Origin of the sequence: Helicobacter didelphidarum (genome assembly GCF_003364195.1) — a bacterium.
GTDB lineage: Bacteria > Campylobacterota > Campylobacteria > Campylobacterales > Helicobacteraceae > Helicobacter_A > Helicobacter_A didelphidarum.
Genome location: NZ_NXLQ01000001.1, coordinates 199,886 through 218,205 on the forward strand (window position 1 = coordinate 199,886; position 18,320 = coordinate 218,205).

Annotated in this window: 14 protein-coding genes; 8 read left to right on the forward strand and 6 right to left on the reverse strand. The window is 30.7% G+C overall.

What is annotated here, in order from left to right:
• Positions 1-197 precede the first annotated feature (197 nt).
• Entirely contained in the window at positions 198-1,208 is a 1,011-nt protein-coding gene (locus CQA53_RS00825) for a catalase (protein ID WP_245945552.1), read from the reverse strand.
• 261 nt (positions 1,209-1,469) lie between these two features.
• Here CQA53_RS00825 and CQA53_RS00830 point away from each other — a divergent pair, with 261 nt between their 5' ends.
• The gene (locus tag CQA53_RS00830; RefSeq protein WP_115542112.1) at positions 1,470-2,273 is read left to right on the forward strand and encodes a ferritin-like domain-containing protein; all 804 of its coding nucleotides are present in this window, start codon (positions 1,470-1,472) and stop codon (positions 2,271-2,273) included.
• A 355-nt stretch (positions 2,274-2,628) separates the two neighbouring features.
• On the opposite strand, the gene CQA53_RS00835 is transcribed toward CQA53_RS00830, so the two are convergent.
• Both CQA53_RS00835 and nrfH read right to left on the reverse strand, forming a co-directional pair.
• Complete coding sequence (locus CQA53_RS00835; RefSeq protein WP_115542113.1) at positions 2,629-4,479, reverse strand: ammonia-forming cytochrome c nitrite reductase subunit c552; 1,851 nt, start codon at positions 4,477-4,479, stop codon at positions 2,629-2,631.
• A gap of 222 nt (positions 4,480-4,701) precedes the next feature.
• Complete coding sequence (nrfH, locus tag CQA53_RS00840; protein WP_115542114.1) at positions 4,702-5,202, reverse strand: cytochrome c nitrite reductase small subunit; 501 nt, start codon at positions 5,200-5,202, stop codon at positions 4,702-4,704.
• A gap of 262 nt (positions 5,203-5,464) precedes the next feature.
• Here nrfH and murA point away from each other — a divergent pair, with 262 nt between their 5' ends.
• Positions 5,465-6,748 (forward strand): UDP-N-acetylglucosamine 1-carboxyvinyltransferase, encoded by a 1,284-nt coding sequence (gene murA, locus CQA53_RS00845; protein ID WP_115542115.1) that lies wholly within the window; start codon positions 5,465-5,467, stop codon positions 6,746-6,748.
• A gap of 190 nt (positions 6,749-6,938) precedes the next feature.
• Here murA and CQA53_RS00850 read toward each other — a convergent pair whose 3' ends face one another.
• Positions 6,939-7,907 (reverse strand): LPP20 family lipoprotein, encoded by a 969-nt coding sequence (locus tag CQA53_RS00850; protein ID WP_115542116.1) that lies wholly within the window; start codon positions 7,905-7,907, stop codon positions 6,939-6,941.
• A 228-nt stretch (positions 7,908-8,135) separates the two neighbouring features.
• On the opposite strand from CQA53_RS00850, the gene CQA53_RS00855 reads away from it, so the two are divergent.
• Complete coding sequence (locus CQA53_RS00855; RefSeq protein ID WP_115542117.1) at positions 8,136-8,513, forward strand: RidA family protein; 378 nt, start codon at positions 8,136-8,138, stop codon at positions 8,511-8,513.
• A 28-nt stretch (positions 8,514-8,541) separates the two neighbouring features.
• Positions 8,542-9,129 (forward strand): HAD family hydrolase, encoded by a 588-nt coding sequence (locus CQA53_RS00860; protein ID WP_115542243.1) that lies wholly within the window; start codon positions 8,542-8,544, stop codon positions 9,127-9,129.
• A 147-nt stretch (positions 9,130-9,276) separates the two neighbouring features.
• Here CQA53_RS00860 and gltX read toward each other — a convergent pair whose 3' ends face one another.
• On the reverse strand, positions 9,277-10,797 hold the full coding sequence (gene gltX / locus CQA53_RS00865) for a glutamate--tRNA ligase (RefSeq protein ID WP_115542118.1): 1,521 nt from the start codon (positions 10,795-10,797) through the stop codon (positions 9,277-9,279).
• Positions 10,798-11,332: 535 nt separating this feature from the next.
• On the opposite strand from gltX, the gene CQA53_RS00870 reads away from it, so the two are divergent.
• The 4 genes from CQA53_RS00870 (at position 11,333) to CQA53_RS00885 (ending at position 16,523) form a co-directional block, all read left to right on the forward strand.
• A complete protein-coding gene (locus CQA53_RS00870) occupies positions 11,333-12,169 on the forward strand; it encodes an FkbM family methyltransferase (protein ID WP_115542119.1) in 837 nt (278 codons plus the stop codon).
• Between the two features lie 359 nt (positions 12,170-12,528).
• Complete coding sequence (locus CQA53_RS00875; protein WP_115542120.1) at positions 12,529-13,881, forward strand: tetrahydrodipicolinate N-succinyltransferase N-terminal domain-containing protein; 1,353 nt, start codon at positions 12,529-12,531, stop codon at positions 13,879-13,881.
• A 145-nt stretch (positions 13,882-14,026) separates the two neighbouring features.
• Positions 14,027-15,892 carry an ATP-binding cassette domain-containing protein gene (locus tag CQA53_RS00880; RefSeq protein WP_245945553.1) on the forward strand — a complete coding sequence of 622 codons (1,866 nt, stop codon included), beginning with the start codon at positions 14,027-14,029 and terminating at the stop codon, positions 15,890-15,892.
• Positions 15,893-15,902: 10 nt separating this feature from the next.
• Positions 15,903-16,523, forward strand: coding sequence for an NYN domain-containing protein (locus CQA53_RS00885; RefSeq protein ID WP_115542122.1), 621 nt, complete (start codon positions 15,903-15,905; stop codon positions 16,521-16,523).
• 125 nt (positions 16,524-16,648) lie between these two features.
• Here CQA53_RS00885 and CQA53_RS00890 read toward each other — a convergent pair whose 3' ends face one another.
• On the reverse strand, positions 16,649-18,046 hold the full coding sequence (locus CQA53_RS00890) for a TolC family protein (RefSeq protein ID WP_245945554.1): 1,398 nt from the start codon (positions 18,044-18,046) through the stop codon (positions 16,649-16,651).
• Positions 18,047-18,320: the final 274 nt, after the last annotated feature.

Consider the following 18,320-nt stretch of genomic DNA (forward strand, 5'->3'; position numbering starts at 1 on the left):
AAAAAAGAAAAATGTCTATTAAGTTATTTTGAAGCTAGAATTCGCGAACAAAATTCTTATTTGATTGAATATATCAAGCAAATATAGCAAAATAGATCGAAAAAGTTTGTGATATTTTCATTGAACTACAAAAACTATTGTGCTAAGTAAAAAAATAATACTTTGTAACCACTTAATAATATAATAAATGTATTGTATTATTGACGTTTGTTAAAAGTTGCACTATATACGGCATTACGCACAGCAAACATTGGGTCTTTTGGTTCATTTACTCCATTAGGTAAAATGTTTGGCATAAATACATCGCCATTGCACTCTTGTCCATCATATTGTGTGATTTTTAGGATTCCCACTTCGACTTCTTTATGTTTACCATTCCAAATAGCATTGATATTGTCTGTTGGATCATTTGGGTTGGCAAGGACAAGGAGAAATTTGAATTCTATTGGAGATTTTTTCACTTCATCTTGGAAATGAGATTCTAAGAAATTATTTCCTAACTTTTCAAACTCTTTTTGTGTGATTGGTTGGCGATTAATAGGGACAAATTTCCACCTTGCAGGGATTTGCTTATTTGATTTTATATCATTGAAATAAAATGTATGCACACTATGATACGAGGCTTGAGAAAAGCTTGAAGTATTTGGGAGTGAGGTAATGTGGGTATTGAAATTATTAAATGAATCTACTTTGTTCATTGCTTTATTGGCTTGTTCTTGAGTAATTTTGCTATTTTTAATATCAATCTTGAATTGAAGAAATTGCATAAACTCTTCTGGATTTTTTGCAAAATTAATTTCACTATTTGTCATTACAATTTCCCATGAATCATTTTTACCATTCATTTTAAGAGCCATAGCCCTAGTTTTACTTTTATCACTCTCATTAGGATTTGCACCACCGAGCGAAAAACGCACTTGCGTAGGGATTTTAGCTTCTTTCATTAGAGGAATAACATAAGTTTTAGTAAAATTTTTATTTGGGATAAATTCACCCAAAGCACAGAATCCTTTTGTGTGATTGACTTTTTTATACGGATTATTTTTATCCCCACCAATTTCGTAGAATTGATTTGTTATTGTATTAGAATCTTCAAAAACTTTATCATGAGATTCTGCATAGGCTATTTGAATACTTGCTAAAAAACTAGAAACTAAGACCATGATAAAAAGATTGTTATTTACTAATCTAGAAATAAGAACTAACATTGAATTTCCTTTGAGAATAAAATATTTATGTAATTTTCACATAAAAACTAAAGATTGCTTTTATAGTTTTCTTAAATATTTTTATGTTAAATTATATGATTATTATGAATTAAAGATCTTTGTCCAATAAAATTGGCGATACAATATCATTTAATGCAACTTTAGCAATCTTTCTTAAATATAATTTAAATTTATAAGACTTTCTTCTTTGATATTATATAATATCAAGGATCATTATTTTGAAAACTAAAAGGATTCATGATGGAATTTTTCACTGCTGTATTTGATGCACTAACAACACAAAATATAGAATCTAAGAAACAAAAAACAAAATTTCTTAAAGAAAACTTTTCTTTTTATGAGTTTAATCACGATAGTAAAAGTATAAAACTCAAAGAACCCTCGTTTGCTTACTTTTGTAAAATATCACACCCAACGCGTATTACACGACCAAAGGAAGTAAATAGCAATGTGAGTCTTGCAAAAATCCTGCATTCTGTTGCACATATAGAATATAATGCCATCGATTTGGGGCTTGATGCAGCTTATCGATTTCGTCATTTACAGGAGGAATATTATTATGATTTTATAGAGTTGGCAAATGAAGAAGTCGAACATTTTAGCCTTTTGGAATCTTTGTTATATCAGTTAGGATTTGTATATGGTGATTTTCCTGTGCATAGCAATCTTTTTGAAGCAATGCAACAAAGTCAAACACTCATTGATCGTATGGCATTAGTGCATAAAGGTTTGGAAGCATTGGGACTCGATGCGAATCCATTTGTTGCTAAGAAAATTATAAAGTCTAATGCTCCACTTAAGAATCAGATACTAGAAACTCTCAATATTATTTTGCATGATGAAATAAAACATGTATCAAAAGGATCGAAATGGCTAAAATATGCACAAGAGAAAGAAAATGACACAAGGAGTCTTGATGAGATTCTAAAGAGATTTCAAAATTTTAATATAATCGGTAAAATACCAAATATACAAGCCAGAATCAAGGCTGGATACACATATAATGAAATTACTGCTTTACAAAATCTTTTAATTATAAAGTAAGTAGTAGCACACAAGTTTATAATCGATTATGAATATGGAGAATTTTATTTTTATATTATTAAATTATATTCAAGATTTTTTATCACAAAGTTGCTTAGAAATCTTTAGAAACGAAAAAACTATTACACTCATCCTCCAAAAAAATAGTAAAAAATTATTACAAGGAAAATGTTTCAAGCCCAAAAGATAATTGCAACAATTTAGAGTATTGACACATCACATAGAATACAATAAAACTTAAGCAAAAGGGTAGAAAAATAACATAATACATTCTCCCTCCTATTTTTATGGAATCTTTAAAGTCTTAATAAAAGTAGAGAGAAGAACTTATCTATTATAACCCATAAGTATTGGATTATTTGCTCACTTCGATTTGACTATCTATAACTTTATAGTTATAAGGTTTTGTATTTTTGTCTAACTCAAGATATTGTGATGGTGGATTACCATTAATATTATTATTATGTTTGTAATACCTATCGCCAGCCTTATGCCCATTTACATCAACTTTATAGTGGATTTCACCAGGATTAAATTTCTGAATATCTTCAAAACCAAGATTTGAAGTTTTAAAATCTTTAATTCCACTTGCCATTGCAATCTCAAGAAGTTTTGTTTGTCCTTTCCGTGCCATTTCAACAGCTTGAAGTAACATTCTTGAAGCTTCGCGTGGATTATGGAATCCTGTCGAATTTTCAGCACCGACGAAGTCTGCTCTCATTTGTGCTTTTCTATGCAATTCAAGCACATCTTTTAATAATGTTGAGATTTTTGCTTTATCAGGATTACCGTCTGTTTGATATACAGGAAGTTTTCCTAGCAATTCTCGTAAATTTTTAATGTCATGAATGAGGCTAACAGTCGCATATTCTGCACTTCTTAAGTCATATGCAATAGATTTTTGAATGTCAAGTATCTGTGCTTTTAAATAGTTCTCTGATTTCCCATTATGGCAAGTCTTACACGACGCATTAATATTTTGCAATGGTGAAGTAACATTATGTTGCGTAAGTTTCATCGCACCTTTTCGAATATAAGGCATATGACAATCAGCACAACTTACACCATTTGCAGCATGCACACCACCACTAAATAATTCAGATTCGGGATGTTGAATCTTAATCATTGGAGCATCTGTTATTTTATGCACCCAATCTTGAGGGAAAGTTGCACGAATCTTGTCATAATAATCATCAAACATTTCGATTCTAAATGGTTGTCCCTTTTTCCATTCTTTCCATGGAAAAACAAGTTCCAAGCCATCAACCTCTATTTCAGTGGGTTCATTCCCATTTCTCCAAAATTCATATTCATCATAAGTTTTTTGAGTGCCATTCCACCATTTTTGATTTGAATCTTTTGCGATAGATTCCCCAATGACTTTAACCTTTGTTCCAGTTGGTTTAAAATAATATTCAACATGGCATTGCGAACATACAAGCGTTCTCATTTCTTCTCTGGTAGCTTTCACTCCTTGTTGTTCATCAGGCTCATAACCACGAGCAATAAGTGCGTTAATTGCTGCTGGACGAGTTAAACGCAAATTCATTGTATCTGGAGAATGGCAATCAGCACAAGTAACACCCATTCTTTTACCACCGTGTGGACTAGCGTGTTGTTGTGATCCTTCTTTTGCACCATTCATAGCAGGAATACTTTTTATTGTTGTCCAATATTTCGTAGAATTAAATGCAATCCACTTATCTTGAAATGTCTCACCTTTTGTATTCTTAATGAGCCATGGAGTCCAGCCACTATGACAATTCATACAAGCAGTTGGTTGCCCTCCAAAACCGGCAAAACCATGTGAATTAAGAAAATCTTTATTATTCCTTGCTGTATCCATTTGATCGACTTGTATCCAAAAATGACCTCGCTCCTCATTTGCATCAATACTAAAAGGATAACCAGCCCAAAGAATAGTTAATTGTGGATAGCGAATAAGCTTTGAGTAAGAAAGATTTCCACCAAACTCTGTGGAAATAGGTGTTTCATTTTCTACTTTTAAATACATTTCAAGATGATCGGGAAAATTTTGTCCCCAATGATCAAAAGTTGGATTTTCATCACTCATTTCTACAAAATCTTTACTTGTTACATGAAGATTCTCTTGTTGCTTTTTTGTAATATCATTGTTTAACCATAAAACAGCACCAATCACGATAATTAAACCTGTAATACCAGCAATTATACCATTCTTACTCATGTTTATTCCTTACACATTGGATTAAGTTTCTTTTTCTTGTATTTCTATTCTAATCTAAAAGGTGAAACCAAAACCTTAGAGCCTGACTCCTAATTTTATAACTTCAACTACGAATCATTATAAAATTGTATCCATATATCACATTGAAACATTTCTACCCTCACTTTGGATTTCAACAATAACATGATATAAGTTCCAAATCTCACTCATCTACAATAGAACCTACATACCCTGTTTATGCCCAACACCAACATGACATGACACACATCTCAAAGGTTCATTAGCACCTTTTTTCATTGTTGCATTGATTGCATGTGAAGCCATATCTGTATGACAACTCATGCAATTATTTTGTATCATCTCTTTACTCTTTTGTGTTGCATTTAAATTTGGTGGTAAATCATTAAGCTTAAAGGTAAAAGCATACGCATGTCCCACACCACTTTCTGCTTTTGCAATCCATTTACTAATAAAATTATGAGGTAAATGGCAATCATTACAAGTAGCACGAGGCTCACCCTTAACTTTTTGGGCATGTGGACCTTTTAAGTAGTCATCATAAACTTCATTCATAACATGACAATTATTGCATGCTTCACTTGCATCGCTAAAATATGATATACCTTTTGCATTATAGAAAGTATAGATGATTATAATAAAGAGTATTGCAAGGAGCAACAAAAAAATAGCGAAAAATCTTGGGAATGTCTTATTTTGTTTCATATTAGTCCTTGCATATATTGAGATTAAAGCTCATGTAAATCATGTAAATTTTGTATTTTTTATGACAATACCTTATTCAAAGAAACAAGTATATAATATAAAAATTTAAAGCTTCCTTAAAGCTTCGTTAAAGAATATTATTTTCTCTACTTTAATCAATATTAAATAGAGAAAACTAGAGAGAAATCTTATAAAACATGCTACAATTTCTACTTTTACTTAATTATTAAAAATAAAGTACATAAGATTCAAAAGGAATATCATGGACTACCTAGAAATTGAAGGTGGATATATATTGCAAGGCAAAGTAAATATTTCAGGTGCAAAAAATGCCGCATTACCTTTACTTGCCCTCTCTTTACTTGCAAAAAATTCATTTGAACTTTATAATCTTCCAGAGGTAGCAGATATTACTACCTTTGGAAAATTATTAACTATGCTTGGTGCAACAGTTACATCAAATAATTACGGACATCGTAGTATTAATACTTCATCTATTCATAGTACAAAAGCAATTTATGATATTGTGCGTAAAATGCGTGCTTCAATTCTTGTGCTGGGTCCTTTGTTGTCTCGTTTTGGACATTGTGAGGTAAGTTTGCCTGGTGGTTGTGCTATTGGTGCACGTCCTGTTGATTTACATATTCAAGCTATGCGAAAGCTTGGCGCAGATATTGAGGTAAGGGGTGGCTATATTATTGCACATGCAAGGGATGGCTTGCAAGGAGCTGATATTGTTTTTGATAAAATTACGGTTACAGGTACAAGCAATGTTGTTATGGCAGCGGCATTAGCAAAAGGAAAAACTCGCATTATTAATGCAGCAAAAGAACCTGAAGTTGTGCAAATATGTGAAGTATTGCAACAGGCGGGGGTTCATATTGAGGGAATTGGAACTTCAGAAATCGAGATTATTGGAAGCGATAGAGAAATTATTGAATTTAAACCTATTCGCGTGATTCCAGATAGGATTGAAGCTGGGACATATTTATGTGCAGGTGCAATTACAAACTCACATATTATGCTTGTCAATATTATTGAAGAACATGTTGAAAGCATGAACATCAAACTTCGAGAAATAGGTTTTGATATGCAATATCAATATGATTGTAATAATATTTGCACACTTGAATTATTTCCCGCGACACAACCTCTTAAGGCTTGTAGAATCACAACAACAGAATATCCTGGATTTCCGACTGATATGCAGGCACAATTCATGGCATTAAGTACGCAATGCGAAGGTGCAAGTTTTATTAAAGAGACACTTTTTGAAAATCGCTTTATGCATGTCAATGAATTGCAGCGACTTGGAGCAAATATCACAATTGATGGTAATATAGCACAGATTAATGGTAAGACAGAGCTTATAGGTGCAGAGGTTATGGCAACAGATTTGCGTGCTTCTTCGGCACTTGTCTTAGCAGCACTTGTAGCAAAAGGTGTAAGTAAGATTCACAGAATCTATCATTTGGATAGAGGGTATGAGCGACTAGAAGAAAAACTTAATCTGCTTGGTGCAAGGGTAAAAAGACTGAACAAATAATTTGTCTTTTTGATACTATGATTATCGCAGTTTGGATTTGTAAAACTAAAAATAATATAAAGAAAAAGAAAACGATATATGTTAAATTCATAATATTCTAGTAGGAATTTCACTTCTATTGATATTGTTTTCAGTCAAATAAAACATTATGAGATTTTCTGAAATAAAAACTTCTTAAAAAGGATTAATCTCAATTTGTGGCTTCAATATTCTTATATACAATTGCACCAAATCTTGTTATTTGCTGTGCCTGATAAAATGTATTGTATGGCAAGTAAGTATTTATTTTTACAACATTCTCAAGTTTTTTGTTGCAGTCATAAAAACTAAGATATACCATTGTAATGTCGGCATTCTCAATAAGAATTTCAAGTGTTTTTGTGGCACTACTATCAATCTTTATAAATTTACCTAATTCAGAATATAAAGTGCGTTGCACCTTTATATTGTTGGGATTATCATGTTGAAATTCTAATTTTATATTGTAGTTTGGTAACGAATTGCTTATATCTTGATAGTGTATGGTTAAAGCACTATTGTAAGACATATTTTTTGAAAGAATTTGGTAAATTGCAAGATCATTTTTATAATCTTCTAGAATTTGTTTAAAATCCTTATATTTGTGAAAAGGAGGAGTATTACAAGTTTCAAGTAGAGAATCTAAAGTTTGTTGATTTGCTTGGATTCTATTTAATATTTGAGATTGTAAGAGAGATTTTTCAACACGCACACGCACAGAGAATTTATTATCTTTTTTTGTTTGTTTCTCTATTTCAAGTGCAGGTAAATCTTTAATTGCTGATTCTAAAGAAACTTCTGCAATACCGCTTGTTTGCAAAGAATTATCTTTTTGCCTCACTACATCTTTTGCCACAAATTTTATGCTTACTTGTAAATTAGTTGATAAATCCTTAATAGCATATTGTTTCGCTTCTTGGAATGAAGCACCATACCCAATACCATAAAGATATTCTTTCTGTTTAGAATCTTTTTGTAAGTTCTGTGATTTTATATTATCTGCACAACCAACAAAAAAAAGAATGAAAAAAAAATAGGGAAAATAAAGAGAAACACACAATTTTATAATAGAATAAATCTTGTTTTCTTGTAAATCTTTATATTGAAAAAAACGATATTTACAATCACATAAATAATTCATATTTAATCCTTCAATAAAGATAAATCATAGCTATATTCTGTGGGATAATTGAGAGCTAATACCCCTAAAGACTAATACAACTATTGTATCAAGATTATTTAAATTAAAACCTAAATTTTCTTATTCTTTATGGATTTTTATATTCATCAAAGAATAGGGTAGAATTTCATATTTATTAAAATATGTTAAAATCAACTTTATTTTTAATTATTTTTTTAGGAGTTTTACATGTCATTAGAAGTTATCTCCACATCAAATGCACCACAAGCTATTGGACCATATTCTCAAGCTATTGCCACAGGTAATCTCATTTTTACTTCAGGGCAAATCCCACTTTTACCAAATGGGGATTTTTTAGATTCTGATATTCAGGCACAAACACATCAAGTTTGCAAAAATTTACAAGCAGTGCTAAAAGAGGCTGGCAGTGAATTGCAACTCGTTATCAAAACAAATGTTTATCTTAGTGATATGCAATATTTTACACAATTTAATGAAGTATATGGGCAATATTTTACACACAAACCAGCTCGTAGCACAGTCGCAGTAAAGGAATTGCCAAAAGGGAGTAAGGTAGAAATCGAATGTATTGCCATACGAAAATAAGATTAAAATTCTTTATACGGGGAATATTTTGACAATAGCATTTTTTGATTTTGATGGTACGATTACACGAGGTGATTCTTTTGCGTTATTTTTAAAATTTATTTTAGGGAAAAGATTTTATATAAAAATATTATGCAATATCCATATTCTTTTTCTTTATAAGCTTGGAATTTATAATAATGCAAAAACAAAACAATCTGTGCTAGAGTCGTGTTTGGGTGGCATGGAGCAAATCACTTTAGAACAAAAATGTCAAGCATTTTGTCGAAAGCTTGAATCTTATTGTAAAGATTCTGCATTAACAAAGATTCAATGGCATAAAGAACAAGGACATAAGGTGGTGTTAGTCTCTGCAAGTTTTGAAGAGTATTTACGTCCTTTATGTAAAAAATTGGGTATTGAACTTCTTGCCACAACTATGGAAGTAAAGAATGGTATTGTCACTGGTAATTTTGGACACCCAAATTGCTATGGTGTAGAAAAAGTGCATCGCATAAAAGCTACATATAATCTTTGTGATTATACAAGTATATATGTCTATGGTGATACGCGTGGAGATAAAGAAATGTTAGAGCTTGCAAGTAAAAAACAAGGATTTTATAGAGTATTCTATTAGAATATCAATTATAATGATACTTTAAGCTTCTTTGCTACGATAAGTAATAACTAAAAAGTAAATATAATACTGATATTTACAAATTGTATTCTATTTTTCTTGATAATTTTTTGTAACTGATATTTTCTATTTATAGTTATTTTTGTTCTATGGGAAAAAACTTGAAGAAAGAAAAGATTCTATGCGTTTTTTTGTTTCATTTCTACCTAAAATAAAAATACACGCTCCAAGGTCAATTCCACCCTTTTTCCCAAGCAAGGCAAGGCGAAGACCTTGCATAAAGAGGCTTGATTTAAACCCTGATTGTTTAAGAATTGAGTGTTCATTTTCGCTGAAGGCATGAATAAATCCTTTAAATTCCTGTGGATTATTTGGATTTACTTGTATATGGGAATGATTATTTGATTGTATAGAAACCTCTTGAGTTGCTATAAGACATTGTGCAAAATCTTTTAATGATTGTATAAGAATGTCTTTTTGTGAATCTTTAAAAAGCTTTTGAAACATTGCTTCATCATAACTTGCAGGAATATAATTTCCTTGAAGATTTTCAGAATCTTTTTCACATGACATAATAGGTGTATGTAAGATTCCATAAATTTCCTTTTTTAAATCCACTAAATTATTTACACGCGGTTTTAATTCATCTAACAGGGTAAATGCTCTTTCTTTAGAATCTTTTTTAAGAGATTCCAATATCTCAGAATTTATAAGCTTTGATAATTCTTCATTCTCCATTGCTTTGATATATTCACTATTAAGCCAATAAAGCTTTGAAAAATTACAAGCACTTGCCTTGCTATTAATCTGTGTGGGGTCAAAACATAAAAACATATCATCTAGACTAAAAATTTCTTGATCCCCATAACTAAAGCCCAAACGAAAGAGAAAATTAAGCAAAGCTTGTGGTAATATACCAGCCTCACGATATTCAAGAACAGAGAGTGCGCCATCTCTCTTGCTAAGCTTCTGCCCTTTTTCATTGCAGATCATTGGAATATGATAAAAACGAGGAATTGCAAACCCTAATGCTTCATATACAACAAGCTGCTTGGGTGTATTTGAGATATGATCATCACCACGCATAAGATCTGTGATACCACTTAAAGCATCATCAATTGCAACAACAAAATTATAAGTTGGAGTCCCATCGCTTCGCAAAATTACAAAATCATCAATCTCACTTGCTTGGAAACTAATCTCCCCCTTAATACCATCAAGAAAACTAATATTTCCACTTATTGGAGATTTGATTCTAATACATGGCTGTATGCCAGATGGAATCTTACCTTTGAAATCACGATATTTACGAGTAAGCTCAGCATGATTTGCATTTCTATTTTCTCGTATTTGTTGCAATTCCTCTTGACTCAAATAACAATAATATGCTTTGTTCGAATCTAAAAGCTTTTTTGCATATTCTTGATAGATTGCTAATCTTTGACTTTGATAAAGCATTGGCGAATCATATTCAAGCCCAACCCATCGAAATGCTTCTAAGATTCCATCTAAAGCTTCTTGGCTATTTCGTTTTGTATCAGTATCCTCGATTCTTAAAAGAAATTTCCCCTTTTTTAATCGTGCATATAAATAATTATAGAGAGCAGTCCGTAACCCTCCAATATGTAAATGCCCTGTTGGGGAAGGAGCAAATCTTGTAGTAATCATTGTTTCACCTTATAATTTAAGTTAGATAGCTTGGTTTATCACAATATCTTAAGCATTGATGTAAAACTCACACAATATCACAATAAGCTTAGTAATTTACCTTCATTCATTCTTATTCTCTATTTTATTGAATCTAAAGAGCATTTTCTTTGTTTTCCAACAATTCAAGAAGCTAAAATTACATCATAATACCATTTTGTAGCCAAAAATAAAATTAGAAAATCCTAATTTATATTATAAATTAAGTCGCTTATTGCAATAAGAATAAAAAAGAATTATAATAAATTTTTGTGTATTTTTGTAATTGAAATCTTATTTTTTATGAGATTTTCTCTTTCAATAAAATATCTCAAGTATGGTTACGAAAAATTATAAAGAGCTTATAAAATTTATAATTTTTATAGAAAATACAACCATTACGAATGTTTTTATTATAAAATAATGTTTTCGTTTTATTTTAAAGGATGCTTGATGAAAATTTTTTCATTTAAAAAAACATTTCAAAATAGTATTAAAACAAAGTCATTGAGAATTTGTGGTTTTTGTCTTTTTGAAAGGAAAAAATATTATATTTCTAATAATATGTGGGGGGGGGGGGTATACTCAATACACCTATAAAGTATTGAACACCTTTACATTTTATAAATCCAAACAAGATTTATGTATTCTAAACAGGGTATTAGCCTTACTTGATATTTGGTGGTTGCAACAGATTCAAGGCGCTGAATTTCACGGGCAACTCGGACAAGATATTATTGCATATACAATTTTGAAACATAAAAAACATGGTTTTTTTGTAGATATTGCTGCTCATGATGGGATTAGTAGTAATAATACACTTTTATTTGAACGATTAGGTTGGAATGGATTTTGTGTGGAGGCAAATCCGGAGACATTTAAGAAATTGCAACAAAATAGAAAATGTGATTGTTATAATAAAGCAGTCTTTTCAAAAAATATAGGCATAACGCGTTTTGCAACGACAAGTGCAGATTTCTTGGATACACTTGAAATCACTATGACAAAAAATCATAAAGAAAGAATGGAAAACGTATCATCTGGAAATGTGAAATATATTGAGGTGCAAACTATTACTTTTAATGAATTAATGGCAAATTACCCTGATGTGACGCATATCGACTTTATGTCTTTAGATGTAGAGGGTGGTGAGCTAGAAGTCTTAAAGGGAATTGATTTTGATAAATATACATTTGGTGTGATGACAATTGAGCATAACTATGTTCAATCTAGAAAAATGGATATTATCAATTTATTGCATGATAAGGGATATAGAATCTTATTTGAAAATAACTTTGATATTATGTTTGTAAGAAATGAAAGAATTGGTTTTGTTGCTCATACTGCAATATAGAATATCTATATTGTTGTGCAGTATTATACACTTAAACAAATCTACTTTTTATCATACAAAAGCTATAAGATTCTTCGTGATAGTGGAATCAATACGAAATATTGTACCGTATATTATCACGCAACAAAAGGCATATTCAATAAGTTGGTGTAACTATATAAAAATCAAAAAACTACATGAGTTGTAGAATAATTCAGTATAAAAATATATTACAATAATATGAATAATTTTTAAAAAATAGTTTATACATGTGTATTGAAGTCTCACTTAGAGATTTTTATTCTCTATTAAGTTATTAAATAAAAATCTATAGTATTATGTTACTATGTAGATTTTATTTTAAATTTTGGAGAAACATAATGTTGCAATTTGATTCTATTAAAACAAAAGATGATTTTAAACTCTTTGTAGAGGAATTTTACCAAAAATATCCTAAACCAAAATGTTTTGGTATTTGTCGCAGTATACAATCCGCATTTGATAAAAATAAAACAATTACCTTAAATTTCCCATTCTTAAATTTTGAGAATAATTTTGGTAGTTTTGCCGTTTTTGTATCTTCTGCGGAATTGACAACAATACAAAATGAGACTATTGTTGATATTGATTTAAAATTTATTATACGAGCACTTTGTTTTTATTATCCTTTTATTATTGAAGAATTAGAAAAGATTCAAAATACTGAATTGTTGCAAGAATTTCAAAATTTTTATCAACAAGCAGTTGCAGATATTCACAAATTTAGCGATTCTGATAACCTTTATTTTCTTAAATCTTATTGGGCAAATGTATTTCAATATATTGGCAAGACACATAAAAATATCCAAATTATTCTAGAATCATTTGTATTATTACGCCTTATGTTACCTCCACAAGATGAATTGTATGACCCCAAAAAACCTCATTTTCAATTTGTTGCATTTGTGGAAGATAAAAAGACAGAATCATTGCAAGTTGCCTATGCAAAATTACATGCACTTTCACAAGGTTATGCACCACTTAGAAGCCTCAATCTTGATGGAATATTTGGTTTATTTCCAAATCTTGCATGGAGCGGAAATATGCCATACGAGTTAGAATATTTACGTGAAAATGAGATTCATCTTAAAATGAAAGGGAGATTTCCATGTATTGATTACATCGATAAATTCCCTCGCTACCTTATGCAAGTATTGCCACAAGCTGATAATATTAGAATCCTCGATACAGCTAAAACTCGCTTTGGTGCATTCTTGGGTGCTGGTTACACACAAATGCCTGGTGCGAGCTATGTAAATTTCAATTCAGGATCTCTTGGTGCATGTATGAACGAAGGGCGAATTAGCTCCAGTGTCATTGTAGGCGAAGGAACTGACATAGGCGGTGGTGCAAGTATTTTAGGTGTATTGAGTGGTGGAAATACAACGCCAATTAGCATTGGAAAAAATTGTCTGCTTGGTGCAAATTCTGTAACAGGAATTAGTCTTGGCAATGGTTGCATTGTTGATGCGGGAATCAGTATTTTATCTGGTAGCATTGTTTCTATTGATAGTGCAGAGGCACATAAAATACAGGAAATCAATAGTGATTTTGTTATAGAATCTAATGGCTTATATAAGGGTGTAAAATTAAGTGGATTGCATGGAATTCACTTCCGAATCACTTCACAAGATTCTAAGCTTATTGCATTTAGGAGTGCGAGAGAGATTAAACTCAACACGGACTTACATTAGGGTTTATGGTTATCTATAAGATGTGTCATAATCAACTCTACAACTTATAAAGATTTTTCTGCAATCAATACAATTTTGGTTAATAAAAGCATACATTGTAGAATATATGGGGGTATCACATGATAGGTTTTATCAATGCTATAAAATGGATGAGAACAAAATGATACAAGATACCAGCACAAGAAATCAGACTTTAAAAAATAATAATTTATTACAAATTCAAAATCTTCATGTTTCTTTTCAGCCTATCAATATAATATCTTCACAAAATAATATATCAGAATTCTCTCATGAAAAGATAGATAATTCCAGCAACAAAACACAAACTTTATACTACATACATCAAGACAATACTTCTACGCAAGATTCCGATGATACAAAGTCAATAAAAAAACATGATAATTTTCAACTAGATGATATAACTTTTACTCTTAAAAATGGAGAGTGCATGGGTATAGCTGGTGAAAGTGGTAGCGGTAAGAGTTTATTGGCACGAGTAATCTTAGGTTTAGAATCACACATTCATATCAATAATGGCATGATTTGTTTTGAAAATAAAAATCTTCTTGAAATACAATCAACAACGACAAATAAAGCAAATATCTTTACTCATTCTTTTAGTAAAAAACAAAGTTTTTTACTAAAAGATTCGATTTTTATGAAGTATAAAAAAACAATCCAATCCATTTTAGGTAAAGAAATTACTTATATCCCTCAAGATCCCATTAATGCACTCAATCCGCTTCATAAAATCTATAAACAGATTCAAGAGGTATTAAATATTCATGGATTGTTTCTTGATTATGAAAAACGTAAGCAACATATTTGGAATCTTTGCAATGAATTAGGTTTAAAGCATGAATTGCTTTATCGTTACCCCCATGAATTAAGTGGTGGACAACGTCAAAGAGTTGTAATTTGCATGGCATTAATTACCCAACCAAAGCTTATTATATGTGATGAACCAACAACCGCACTTGATTCCCATTTAAGTTTTCAGATTGTAAAACTCCTAAAGGATTTTTCTACTAAAATGAAAATTGCTGTACTATTTATTACCCATGATCTTGGTCTTTTAAGATATTTTTGTAAAAAAAATATAATTATGAAAGATGGAAAAATTATTGAAATTCTTAAAGAAGGTCAGAAACCAAAACATTCCTATACACAAAAACTTTTTGAAGCAAACTCATTAACGCAAAAAAAACGAAACGAAAACGAAACGAAAGTTGTTGTGGAACTTAAAAATTTTGGTGTAATTGTTAAAAAAAGTAATTTTTTTAACAATAAAATATCAATAATTACAAAAAATGTGAATTTAATCTTGCAAGAAGGAAAAACTTTGGGTATTATAGGTAAAAGCGGTAGTGGTAAAAGCTCACTTGCTCAAGGCATTCTTCATTTAATGGAAACTCGGGGACAGGATTTTTATTTTAATAAACAGCTTTCTGATAACGGACTTATTAACAAAAAGTATCTTAAAGATATGAGAAAACATCTTCAAATTGTTTTTCAAGATTCTGCAAGTGCGTTAAATCCAAGACTTCGTGTCTGGGATATAGTATCAGAAGGTTTATTACTTCAAAAGAAAACTTATGAGGTAATAAATTTAGCTATTCAAAATATTTTTTCTTTCTTAAAACTAGATATTAGTTTGCTTGAGCGATACCCAGATGAGTTGAGTGGTGGGCAACGTCAAAGAGTCGCTATCGCTCGTGCTATGGTTCTTAATCCAAAAATACTTATTTTAGATGAACCAACAAGTGCGTTGGATAAATTTGTTCAAAAAGAAACATTAAATCTCTTGATGAAGATGCAACAAAAATATCATTTGAGTTACATCTTAATCACTCATGATTTAAATGTTGTGGCAAATTTATGTGATGATGTTGCAGTAATTTTTCAAGGTGAAATTATTGAATATGATGCGATGGATAATATTTTACATAATCCAAAACATTATTACACACAAAAAATGGTAGAGATTTACCATAATTTTAATTCATTTTAAAGGAAACGGTATGGCAAAAGATTTGGCTTTATTTATTGACTGCGACAGAATTGATGCGGCTTTTATGTCTGTAATTTTTGATTATTTACAGAATCATGGATATAATATATGTATTAAGAAAGCCTATGTAGGCAAAGATAATGTAGATATATGGTATAATCAACTCGAAAGACAATATTGCAATGTGATTCTTGGAAACACGCAAGCAAATATTAATATGAAAATTAGTGTTGATGTAGCAAAAGCACTTTATCAAGGCAGATACCACGCTATCGCCATCGCATCTAATTATAAGGAATTTGGTGTGTTAGCTAGCTCTATTCGTATGCATGGTGTAGAGGCTCTTTGTTTTTATCAAGCATCAAAAGGAAATGAGATTTTTCTCAAACGTGCTTATAATATAATTTATGATCTTGAGCCAACACAAAGCAAAACGCATGTTGGCAGTGAAATAGAATCAGCACATGATACTCTTGAAGCCTTTGAAAGTGCACTTGAAGGATTAGATATGAAGTTACTTGAGGCTAACTTAAGTAATGATACAACAACATCAAAACAATCACGATCGCAAAAAGTCGCACAGGATACTAAAGCAAAAAAATCGACAAAGTCCAGCACAACAAAAAAATAAAACTGCATGATATATTGCTTGGATATGTGGATTTATGATCCAAGCAATGTGCATCTCTCTAAAGATTTTAGATTATTAAGAATTGAATAATTTGACTTATACAACAACAAGCAATTAAATATATCTTATTTTACATATTTATCAATCTCTTGTCCGCTATAAAAAATATAGTTTGCTTTTTGCATTTCATAATTATTTAACGCTTGGATAAAAGTAGATTCCGCATCATATTTTGTGCTTAATGCGGTTAAATACTCCGTGAAAGTAACGAGATTTGCATCATATCGTTTTTTCATATTATCATAAGATAGATTTGCTGAAATAAGGCTTGCTTTGGCACTAATAATTTGATTTTTTGCTACTTCTATTGCCTTACGATACAGCTCCTCATCTTTTTTCTGCTCTTCTTTCTTATATGCAAGGTTTTTTTCATTTGCGAGAGTTGCAAGTGTAAAAGATTGTTTTTGGACACTAAGACCTATTTTTGCAAAGAGTTGATAAGTAAAATTCAGTGCAAACGAATTATGATTATAGGCATAATTTGCTAGAAATCCTCCACTACTAAATCCTCCACCAGGATTTGCAATGGCATTATTTATCATATCTTGTGCAAAGTTTGGAATCTGCATATTATATGTATAAGTGTCTTGTAAAGTAAAGCTTGGGTAATAATGCAATTGTGCATTTTGATATTTAAGTGCTTTGATTTGATACTCAAGTGATTTAATATCGCTACGATCTTCTAGTACATAGGTTGGATCTGCGATATTTGCACGGCGGATGCCTTCTATTTTACTATTTGTGAGATATTCTAAGAGCAGTTTGCTTTGTGTGAGATTCAGTGTAGCATTATCAATTTGATATTTTGTTGATGAAGCTTGAGATTTGAGTGATTCTAAATCAGCGATTGTGCGAAGCCCTTGATCATAGAGCTTTTGCACTCTATCGACATCAGATTGAATCTGTTGTAATTTGTGCTGAAGTGTAATGAGTGTAGATTCATTGCTAAAATATGTATAGTATTGTTGGACAACTTGCAGATAGACACTTTGTTTGGCATATTTTGTATCATAATTTGTCTTTTGCATAGTCGCATTCTTTTCACGTGTCGCCTCATAAGTACTCCAATCAAATGTCCAGCTTAATGCTAATTGTGCATTTTGAGCGTGATAACTTGTTGGATCGGATATGCGTCCGCCTGCACCAATATGATTAAAATTATATTTTGCATCAAGAGTTGGGATAAAAGCGAGTTTTGAGATGAGATATTCTTTTTGTGCTTGTTGGTTTAAGAGATTTTGCCCTTGTAATGAGTAGTTATTGTTTGCACGTTCTAAAAGTTCTTTGAGTGTTACACCATTGTTAGAATCTGCACGCAAAATAGATTCTAATTGCAAATCTGATGTAGGATTAGGTTGAGGATTTGAGTTACTCTCAAATCCTAGTGGTTCAGCATAAAGAGAAAATGTTATACAAGAAAGAATAACTGAAATTTTTTGTAATATTTTTGTTTTTATAAACATTTTGTATCTCCAAAAAATGAGTTAAAATAAATAATTGCATAAGCAAATAAAATCCTTATTGTATCACTTTAAAATAAATAAATAGTGCTTCTCTGGGTATTCATAAAAGTTTTATAAAAATATTTAAGAAAAATTATATAAGATTTGTAACAAAATATAATTCTTACAAATTCTACTAGAGAATCTCCAAAGAAGAATCTTGATTTATTGATTATAATCTTTATTAAGTATTAAAAGGGAAATTTAATCAAATCCATATTGAATAGAGAAACTA

Coding starts and splice junctions, on each gene's coding strand:
- murA (WP_115542115.1), top strand. CDS start 5,465: ATGGACTACCTAGAAATTGAAGGTGGATATATATTGCAAGGCAAAGTA.
- CQA53_RS00890 (WP_245945554.1), bottom strand. CDS start 18,046: ATGTTTATAAAAACAAAAATATTACAAAAAATTTCAGTTATTCTTTCT.
- CQA53_RS00830 (WP_115542112.1), top strand. CDS start 1,470: ATGGAATTTTTCACTGCTGTATTTGATGCACTAACAACACAAAATATA.
- CQA53_RS00825 (WP_245945552.1), bottom strand. CDS start 1,208: ATGTTAGTTCTTATTTCTAGATTAGTAAATAACAATCTTTTTATCATG.
- CQA53_RS00855 (WP_115542117.1), top strand. CDS start 8,136: ATGTCATTAGAAGTTATCTCCACATCAAATGCACCACAAGCTATTGGA.
- CQA53_RS00875 (WP_115542120.1), top strand. CDS start 12,529: ATGTTGCAATTTGATTCTATTAAAACAAAAGATGATTTTAAACTCTTT.
- CQA53_RS00880 (WP_245945553.1), top strand. CDS start 14,027: ATGGATGAGAACAAAATGATACAAGATACCAGCACAAGAAATCAGACT.
- gltX (WP_115542118.1), bottom strand. CDS start 10,797: ATGATTACTACAAGATTTGCTCCTTCCCCAACAGGGCATTTACATATT.
- CQA53_RS00835 (WP_115542113.1), bottom strand. CDS start 4,479: ATGAGTAAGAATGGTATAATTGCTGGTATTACAGGTTTAATTATCGTG.
- CQA53_RS00885 (WP_115542122.1), top strand. CDS start 15,903: ATGGCAAAAGATTTGGCTTTATTTATTGACTGCGACAGAATTGATGCG.
- nrfH (WP_115542114.1), bottom strand. CDS start 5,202: ATGAAACAAAATAAGACATTCCCAAGATTTTTCGCTATTTTTTTGTTG.
- CQA53_RS00850 (WP_115542116.1), bottom strand. CDS start 7,907: ATGAATTATTTATGTGATTGTAAATATCGTTTTTTTCAATATAAAGAT.